Source organism: Flavobacterium sp., assembly GCF_044368995.1.
GTDB lineage: Bacteria > Bacteroidota > Bacteroidia > Flavobacteriales > Flavobacteriaceae > Flavobacterium.
The window spans coordinates 1-7,566 of sequence record NZ_JBIPMS010000080.1 but is presented as its reverse complement, the minus strand read 5'-3'; the positions used below and the strand labels follow the sequence as shown (position 1 = coordinate 7,566).

Here is a 7,566-nt window from a genome sequence, read left to right as displayed (position 1 = left end):
ATTTTATCTAAAACAGATCAGTATAATGAATACATTATGACTGGCTTACGAACCATTTGGGGTGTTTCTTTAGAGAAAGTTAAAACCGAATTTGGAAGTAGCTATTTAGATTATTTGCTACAACAAGCCGAGAAATATATTTCAGATCATTTGTTAGAAGTTGAAAATAATATTTTAATAACCACTAAAAAAGGAAAATTTTTAAGCGATGGTATTGCAAGTGATTTGTTTTTGTTAAATTTGAACTGATATTGGTACGCAGATTAGACAGATGCAAGCAACGCATATTATAAAAATCTGTTTAAATCTGCAATAAAATATCAGTTAAATCCGTGTGCTAAAAATGAAAGCTACTATAAACAACTTCAATATCGACTTATCAAAACCCATTGATATTTCTTTGCCGTTATCAAATACAGATGCCAATCCCATTGCGTGGTATATTGAAAAACCTGTAATTGAACCCGTAACTTTTGAAAATTGGGTAGGAAAAGTTTCCGAAGGCAGTTCCACAAATTTCAATAATATATTTTTCAATCCACACGGACATGGCACGCATACTGAGTGTTTAGGACATATAACAAACGAATTTTATTCGATAAATCAGTGTTTAAAACATTTTTTTTTCATGGCAGAATTAGTTTCTATTTCACCCGAAGATAGAAACGGCGATTTTGTCATTACCAAAAATCAAATTGAAAATTCATTAAATGGGAAAACGCCTGAAGCGATAATTATTCGTACACTTCCAAATATTTCAGAAAAAAAATCAAAGAATTATTCACATACCAATCCGCCTTATTTGTTAGAAGAAGCGGCAATTTATATTCGAGAAATCGGAATTAAACACCTTCTTATAGATTTACCAAGCGTAGATAGAGAAGAAGATGCAGGAAAATTATTGGCACACAAAGCATTTTGGAATGTAAAAAACACCACAATGTTAAACGAAGATGCACGCTTAGATTCCACGATTACTGAATTAATTTATGTAAATGATTCCGTTTCTAATGGTACCTATTTATTGAATTTACAGATTGCTTCGTTTGAAAATGATGCAAGTCCAAGTAAACCAATTTTATATGCAATTCATTAAAGTAAATACATTTGAAAAAATAAGTTTTAAAAAATAAACTTCGTAGATAAAAAGTTAGATTCTCCTTCAGTTACAATTTTATTAATAATGGCTTTGTTATCCTTATTTTCTTTAGTGGCAACAACTGTTCGTATCGAAAAAGAACGAAGTGCATCATAAACCGAAAGGGTACCTTCCGCAGAATCTTTTCGACCTGTAAATGGAAAAGTATCGGGTCCACGTTGGCACTGAACATTAAGGTTTACACGTGAAACTTGATTGACTAACCCATCAATCAAATGTGAAATTTCATGGGTATCCGTTCCGAAAATACTCACTTGTTGTCCGAAATTAGAGGTAATCATATATTCAATTGGTTCTTGTAATTCTTTAAATGAAACAATCGGTACAATGGGTCCAAATTGTTCTTCACGATACAATTTCATTCCTTCACTAACAGGATACATTACTGCTGGAAAAAATAACGTACCGTTTTGAATGGCGCCATTTTCATTCATTATTTTTGCGCCTTTACTTTCGCCATCGGCTATACAATCATTTAAATAGTTGAATTTATTTTCCTCGGGTAAAGGTGTAATTTGCACTTTTTCGTCCCAAGGCATACCAAATTTTAAAGCATCCACTTTTTCGCAGAATTTTTTAATAAATTCATCTTTAATATTTTCATGAACAAATAGTATTTTTAAAGCTGTACAACGTTGTCCATTAAAAGACAAACTTCCTAAAAGACATTCTTCTATAGCATTTTCTATATTGGCATTTTCTAAAACTATCGCTGGATTTTTGGCATCCAATCCTAAAATCGCTCGTAATCGGTTTACTTTTGGATGTGCTTTTTTAATATCTGATGCAACTTTACTCGATCCAATTAAGGTTAAAACATTTATTTTTCCGGTATTCATTAACGGTTCAACAATTTCACTTCCTTTTCCGTAAAGATAATTTACAACGCCTTTTGGAAAACTTTTTTCTATGGCTTTAGATAAACAGTAATGCAATAAACATCCGTATTTTGGTGGTTTAAATAAAATTACATTACCCATTATCAGGGCAGGAATTAGTAAAGTATACGTTTCATTTAAAGGATAATTATATGGACCAATACAAAGCGTTATACCTAATGGCGAACGACGAATTTGTCCAATAACACCTTCCTCGATAGTAAAAGTAGCCGATTTTCGTTCTAATTTTTTTAAAGATTCAATGGTGTCGTAAATGTATTTTATGGTTCTATCAAATTCTTTTTCAGAATCTTTTTCAGATTTTCCAATTTCCCACATTAATAAATTTATGACTTCTGTTCTCAACTTTAGCATTTCGCCAACAAAATGTTCCACATGAGAAATCCTTTTTTCAACCGAAAACATAGGCCATTCTCCAAAACCATTATCATATGCTAGTTCCGCACTTTCTAAACATTCCATTGCTTCAGGCAAACCTGTTTTTGGTATTTTTCCAATTAAAATACGTTCTAATTTTTCACCAGATGTTGGTTTGCAAATAGCAGAATGAATTTCATTGAAAGAACCATTCCAAGGTTTGAATGCTCCGTTTACCAAATATTCTTCTTGGTTAATAAACGGAATTTCTTTTGAATTTACAGTAGAAAAAACATCAAAAAGCTGATTTTTAGAAATATGATTTTGCATTGCTTTATAAATAAAATTAAAATTTTGCTAAAAATAATAATTTTATAATCAAAACCAACTCCACAATTCATAAAATTTATTTATTTTTGAAAACATGAACATTCAACAATTATTTGAATTTTGCCAATCTAAAAAAGGTGTAACTGAACATTTTCCATTTGATGAAGATACTTTGGTGTTTAAAGTTGGTGGAAAAATGTTTTGTTTGACTTCCTTAAAACAATGGGAAAACCAAGAGCCAAGTTTGAATTTAAAATGCGATCCAGAACGCGCCATAGCACTTCGCGCAACTTATGAAGCTATTGAGCCAGGTTATCACATGAGTAAAGTGCATTGGAATACCGTAAATTTTAATTCAGATGTAAACGATAAGATGATGCGTGAACTTATTAATGATTCTTACGATTTGATTTTTAAGAGTTTGACAAAAAAAATCCAAATGGAAATCCAAGAATCTGAAAATTAGGCATTAAATTTTATATCATATAGTAAACTTTTAACCCATCAACTAATAAACTAATATAAAATGATTGATAATTTAAAAAAAATATTAAACGAAGACCAAGATCCAAAAGCAATTGAAAAAATCACGTCTAAATTGGAAAACTTATTAATGTCCAATGAAGAAGTGGGCTACATTGCTGTACAAAAAAAACCTGCAATTACTGTATTTCCTGATAGTATTGTAGTAACCAATAAACGCATTATTTTATGTAAACCTAAAAATTTAGGATTATCTATGGAATTTATGGATTATGATTGGGATGATATTGCGGGTACTTTTGTAAAAGAAGGTTTTTTAGGTTCAGATTTTTCTTTTTCAACAAAAACCGACTTGACGCACACGGTAGAATATTTACCAAAAAATCAAGCACGTAAATTATATACGTTTGCTAAAGAACAATTGGATATTTTGAAAAATGGTGTTTCGACAAACTCAAATTCAGTTTCTAATGCATCATTTGAAATAGAAGAGGTTCCAACAGAAGAAGTGACTCATTTTGCAGAAATCATACCTACAGTTCAGGACACAGAATTAGAGGAACCGCTTCCGTTTCAAGAGAAAAAGCTTTCCGAATTTTCTAAAGATGAATTATTTGACAAGCTTAATAATTATAAAAAACTGTTAGACAACGGATTAATTCTTCAAGGTGAATACGATAAATTAAAAAATGAAATCTTACCTTTTTTGTAGTAATACTCATGTTTATTTATACAAAAATAGCTCATTTTAATTATTTTTCCCTTAACTATTTGATTTTCAAAATAAATTTATTATAATTGTATCCAAATTACTAAAACCTATACTATGAAAAAAATTACTTTACTTGCAATATTATTTGCAGCATTCCAAATGAATGCACAAACAATAGTTCAAACAACACCTCAGAATAAAAAGGTAATTCTTGAAGAATTTACAGGTGTTAATTGTGGGTTTTGTCCTCAGGGACATACAATTGCAAATAACATTAAAGCGGCAAATCCAAACAATGTTTTTTTAATAAATATTCATGTTGGGGGTTATGCTACACCAGGCCCTGGGCAACCAGACTTTACAACTTCTTTTGGTTCAGCTATAGCTGGTCAGAGTGGGTTAACAGGGTATCCTTCTGGAACTATCAATCGTACAGTTTTTCCAAGTATTGGTTCTACAACCGCTATGGGAAGAGGGAGTTGGGCTACAGCTTCTAGTCTAGCACTAGCACAATCCTCTTATGTAAATGTAGCTACTACTGCTACAATTAATGCAACTACTCGATTGTTGACTGTACTTGTTGAGGCATATTATACAGGTTCTAGTCCAGTAGCTACCAATAAATTAAATGTAGCATTTTTACAAAATAATACATTAGGTCCTCAGACTGGAGGAAATGCAGGGGATAATTATAATCACCAACACAGACTAGTTCATATGTTGACTGGTCAATGGGGTGAAACTATTAACACAACAAGTGCTGGTACTTTTGTAACCAGAACTTACACCTACACCATTCCAGCTGATTATAAAAGTATCATCGCAGAAATGGGCGAATTTGAAATTGTTGCTTTTATGGCTGAAACACAGCAAAAAATTATTTCAGGTAACGGCGCAGTTCCTACGTATACGGGGTTAGTTGCGAATGATGTCAAACTGAAAGAAGTTGAAAGTATCGAAAGTCAATGCGCAACATCGATCACACCAAAAATTAAAATTCAAAATTATGGTCAAAACACTTTAACAACATTACCCATAACATATAGTGTTAATGGAGGTACTCCTCAAGTCTATAATTGGACGGGTAGTTTAGTTTCATTTGCAAAAGAATCGGTTACTTTACCTGCAATTACTTATAATTTGTTAAATAGTAATGTTTTAAATATATCTGTTCCTGCAGACGCAAATATTTCAGACAACACAGGCGCTACTAATTTTGCAAAAGCAGCTTTAACTACAGATACTAACATTACTATTAAAATAACACTTGATCAGTGGGGTTCTGAAACGTCATGGCAATTATTAAATTCAGCAAATATACCAGTAGCAACTAGTCCAACTTATTCTGATAGTGATGCTGCAGGAGAATATCCTCAAGCAGATATTAACTTAACTTTACCATTTGATTGTTATAAGTTTGTTATTAATGATGTATTTGGAGATGGTTTGGATAGTGGTTATGGTGTTGGTTCTTATCAAGTACTTGCAAATGGTGTTTTAATTCCTGGTATTGAGGGGGGCTATTTTGGCTCTTCAGAATCTAAGGTATTCCAAGTGGCTGACATTCTTGGTGTAGAAGATTTTAATGCAAATGAAATTACATTGTACCCAAATCCTTCTAATGGTATTTTTACAATCAATACGCAATTGCCAACAGATGTTGTAGCAATTGATGTTACTGGTAAAGAAGTTTTTAGAATGTTAAACATTAACAATCAAACTACTTTAAATTTAACTCAACTTCAAAAAGGACTTTACTTATTAAAATTGAGTAATGAATTAGGAGAACAAACTAAGAAAATAATAATTGAATAATTATATAAAAAACATGAAAAAAATTGTAATCCTTTTATTCGCTGTTATTTCAGCTGTTAGCTGTAGTAAAGACGATGCTCAAACACCAGAACCAGCTGCTAATAATGCACTGAAAGTCTATAACAAAACTACAGGATCTGAAATTAAAGATGGCGACATTTTAACCTTTAATTCAATTACATCTCAAGGTGGTTTGAATACGTTGAAATTTTATTTTAAAAACGCTTCTTCGGCTCCTATAAATACAAAAGTTAAGTTTATTTCTTTTAATGGAGTTCCTGACACCAGTTATTTAAGTATTTGTATTGGCGCACAATGTTTGTCTGCAATTATTACAGGTTATTCTTATCCAGGAAATTCGGAGCCAATAATAACTGTTCCAGCAAATGGAACTATTGGAATTATTGAAGACTATAAAATTTATAATACTACACTTCCAGTTTCACCTGCTACTAAAATTGAATATGTTTTTGAAGCATATCAGTACGATGCTAATGGTACTCCTATTGGAAATAAAGTACGATTTACTTACAGATATCAGCAATAAAACAGATAATATATTTGTTTAACTAAAGTGAGTCCATTGGGCTCACTTTTTTTGTTACTATTAAAATTTTTCTCATCTATAAAACTGTGCTTTATTTTTTTGTAGTATTAAAGCTACATTAACTATATTTGTTTTATCATTAAAAATGTATTTTAAATGAAATTTAGAATAGATATAGTAACAAAATTAGCACTAACTAAAGTCATTTTTATAATGTCTTTAGGGCTATTTAATACTACTAAATCTGTTGCACAGCAAGACGCCCAGTTTACGCAATATACGTATAACACTATTAACGTAAATCCTGCTTATGCTGGTTCAAGAGGCGTATTAAGTGTATTTGCTATTTACAGAGCGCAATGGGTTGGTTTAGAAGGTGCGCCCACTACATCAGCAGCTTCTCTTCATGCTCCAATTACTAATTCAAGAGTTGGTTTAGGTATTACTATTACAAAAGATGAAATAGGTATTTCAGACAGAAAAACAGTGGCTACAGACTTTTCTTACACTATAAATACCTCAGAAGACTTTAAGCTATCATTTGGTATAAAAGGATCAGCTAGTTTATTAAATGTAGATTATACCAAACTAAATAAGTATGATAAAAACGATCCAAAATTTCAAAATAAAATTGACAATCAATTTTCGCCAAATATAGGCGCAGGGGTTTATTATCATTCAAATAAATTATATGCAGGCGTTGCTGTCCCATTTATTTTAGAGACCAAACATTTTGATGACAATACGACTTCTATAGCTAAAGACGCTTTGCATTATTACTTTATAGGAGGTTATGTTTTTGACGTGTCTGAAATTACAAAATTTAAGCCTGCATTTTTAATTAAATCCGTAAAAGGCGCACCGCTTCAAGCCGATGTAACGGCTAATTTTATGTTTTTCGATAAATTTGTACTTGGTGCAGCTTGGAGATGGCGTGCAGCCGCAAGTGCATTAGCTGGTTTTCAAATTGACAGAAATTGGTTTATCGGATATACCTATGATTCAGATACTACAAAATTAACGAATTATAACTCTGGCTCGCATGAAATCTTTTTAAGATATGAGTTTAAAGGAAAACAAGAAAAAATTGTTTCACCTAGATTTTTCTAACATGATAAATAGTATGAAAATAAGAAGTAGTATATCGTTTTGTTTATTAGTTTTTGTTTTTTTTGGTTATTCTCAAGAAATGCAATTGAAAAAAGCGAATTCTAATTACGAGAATTTTCAATATGTGGACGCCATTAAAACCTATGAAAAAGTA

7 protein-coding genes and 1 pseudogene are annotated in these 7,566 nt (G+C 31.3%); 7 read left to right on the top strand and 1 reads right to left on the bottom strand.

Translation table 11 applies throughout. The features are described 5' to 3' along the window. Positions 1 to 249, top strand: a pseudogene (locus ACIQ2I_RS06580) (coproporphyrinogen III oxidase); the annotation flags it as partial. A gap of 94 nt (positions 250 to 343) precedes the next feature. After that, positions 344 to 1,096 carry a cyclase family protein gene (locus ACIQ2I_RS06575; RefSeq protein ID WP_396181636.1) on the top strand — a complete coding sequence of 251 codons (753 nt, stop codon included), beginning with the start codon at positions 344 to 346 and terminating at the stop codon, positions 1,094 to 1,096. A 26-nt stretch (positions 1,097 to 1,122) separates the two neighbouring features. Here the strand turns inward: ACIQ2I_RS06575 and ACIQ2I_RS06570 are convergent, their stop codons facing one another. Beyond that, on the bottom strand, positions 1,123 to 2,745 hold the full coding sequence (locus tag ACIQ2I_RS06570; protein WP_396181635.1) for an NADP-dependent glyceraldehyde-3-phosphate dehydrogenase: 1,623 nt from the start codon (positions 2,743 to 2,745) through the stop codon (positions 1,123 to 1,125). Between the two features lie 94 nt (positions 2,746 to 2,839). Here ACIQ2I_RS06570 and ACIQ2I_RS06565 point away from each other — a divergent pair, with 94 nt between their 5' ends. The 5 genes from ACIQ2I_RS06565 (at position 2,840) to ACIQ2I_RS06545 (ending at position 7,412) form a co-directional block, all read left to right on the top strand. Next, complete coding sequence (locus ACIQ2I_RS06565; RefSeq protein ID WP_396181634.1) at positions 2,840 to 3,211, top strand: MmcQ/YjbR family DNA-binding protein; 372 nt, start codon at positions 2,840 to 2,842, stop codon at positions 3,209 to 3,211. Positions 3,212 to 3,271: 60 nt separating this feature from the next. Further along, the gene (locus ACIQ2I_RS06560) at positions 3,272 to 3,940 is read left to right on the top strand and encodes a PH domain-containing protein (RefSeq protein ID WP_396181633.1); all 669 of its coding nucleotides are present in this window, start codon (positions 3,272 to 3,274) and stop codon (positions 3,938 to 3,940) included. Between the two features lie 114 nt (positions 3,941 to 4,054). Next, complete coding sequence (locus ACIQ2I_RS06555; RefSeq protein ID WP_396181632.1) at positions 4,055 to 5,755, top strand: Omp28-related outer membrane protein; 1,701 nt, start codon at positions 4,055 to 4,057, stop codon at positions 5,753 to 5,755. A gap of 13 nt (positions 5,756 to 5,768) precedes the next feature. Then, positions 5,769 to 6,302, top strand: coding sequence for a hypothetical protein (locus ACIQ2I_RS06550; RefSeq protein WP_396181631.1), 534 nt, complete (start codon positions 5,769 to 5,771; stop codon positions 6,300 to 6,302). Between the two features lie 156 nt (positions 6,303 to 6,458). Further along, positions 6,459 to 7,412 (top strand): type IX secretion system membrane protein PorP/SprF, encoded by a 954-nt coding sequence (locus tag ACIQ2I_RS06545; protein ID WP_396181630.1) that lies wholly within the window; start codon positions 6,459 to 6,461, stop codon positions 7,410 to 7,412. Positions 7,413 to 7,566: the final 154 nt, after the last annotated feature.

Coding starts and splice junctions, on each gene's coding strand:
- ACIQ2I_RS06575 (WP_396181636.1), top strand. CDS start 344: ATGAAAGCTACTATAAACAACTTCAATATCGACTTATCAAAACCCATT.
- ACIQ2I_RS06555 (WP_396181632.1), top strand. CDS start 4,055: ATGAAAAAAATTACTTTACTTGCAATATTATTTGCAGCATTCCAAATG.
- ACIQ2I_RS06545 (WP_396181630.1), top strand. CDS start 6,459: ATGAAATTTAGAATAGATATAGTAACAAAATTAGCACTAACTAAAGTC.
- ACIQ2I_RS06570 (WP_396181635.1), bottom strand. CDS start 2,745: ATGCAAAATCATATTTCTAAAAATCAGCTTTTTGATGTTTTTTCTACT.
- ACIQ2I_RS06565 (WP_396181634.1), top strand. CDS start 2,840: ATGAACATTCAACAATTATTTGAATTTTGCCAATCTAAAAAAGGTGTA.
- ACIQ2I_RS06550 (WP_396181631.1), top strand. CDS start 5,769: ATGAAAAAAATTGTAATCCTTTTATTCGCTGTTATTTCAGCTGTTAGC.
- ACIQ2I_RS06560 (WP_396181633.1), top strand. CDS start 3,272: ATGATTGATAATTTAAAAAAAATATTAAACGAAGACCAAGATCCAAAA.